Genomic DNA, 1,035 nt, shown 5'->3' with positions numbered 1-1,035 from the left:
TCCCCTTTACTCCCTATCCTTATCAATTGTTGCGCTAAACTTCCCTATAGCTTAATGAGAAAGAAGCAGCTGCGGATCGCATGCTGCTTCTTCCGTTGAACTAAAGTTCCCCGTTAACTTAATTAAACATAATTGACTATGCATTCGCATCAAACATTGCTGGGATATTTATTTCTTTTACACAAGAAGCTTTGGAAAGGCTTATGACGCATTTAACTAATGAAACGATATCTTGAAGGGGGATTTGTGTATAATTGTAGGCTAACAAGACTTTTTCAATTCCATCCTCTAAAGGAACTTGGGTAGCAATTTCACCAGGGTTTATACAAGTTACACCGATTTTAAACTTTTTAACATGTTCCCTTATGGAATTGGCAATACCTCTCAAACCGAACTTAGACGCTACAAATGAAACTTGTGTAAAATCATTATTCTCAAGTCCTGCAGTAGAACCAATTAAAACAATTTTTGCGTTAGCCGACTTTTTTAAATTCGGTATAAGTTTTTGTATACATGTAATTGCGGCAATTACATTCACATTTATGATTCTTGAAATTTCATCTGGGACATCTTTCTCAAAATCATAGTCTTCTCTAAATCCGTTGCTCTCCCATATCCCTGCATTAAATATTAATACGTCTATGATGTGGCCATTTATTGTATTCGCAATCAGATTGTATGCATCAGTTTTCGATAAATCAGCTTCTATCCAATATCTATTGATTCCATCGTTAAGGTTTAAACTAGTAGGATAACTCCTTGAAACTATCCATACATTATCACCGATTTCTGGCAATCTTTTAACAAAGGCATCACCTAATCCTTTGCTCGCTCCAATAATAATAAAATTCTTCATGGAAGTTGTTTTTTCCTTTCATTTATTGATTCAAATATTATACCATACCTTTGCAACTATCCTGCCCGTTCGTATTATGAGGTCACCAGATCTTTCTGGTCGACCTCTTTTTTGTAGGGTCGTAAGATAGCGGTAGCCGGGGATCGAACGTTTCTGCCCGTGGGACTTGGATCCCGAGA

The 1,035-nt window shown here is 36.6% G+C and carries 1 protein-coding gene; it reads right to left on the bottom strand.

The genetic code is table 11. From position 1 onward, the window contains the following. Nucleotides 1-136 precede the first annotated feature (136 nt). Nucleotides 137-856: an SDR family NAD(P)-dependent oxidoreductase gene (locus tag WFJ73_RS33145; protein ID WP_336776992.1), complete on the bottom strand. Its 720-nt coding sequence runs from the start codon at nt 854-856 to the stop codon at nt 137-139. Between the last annotated feature and the right edge of the window lie 179 nt (nt 857-1,035).

This window comes from Paenibacillus sp. MMO-58 (genome assembly GCF_037146255.1).
In the GTDB taxonomy this organism is placed as follows: Bacteria; Bacillota; Bacilli; order Paenibacillales; family Paenibacillaceae; genus Pristimantibacillus.
Note: the sequence above shows the minus strand (reverse complement) of the source record. Positions and strands in the feature narration are given on the sequence as shown.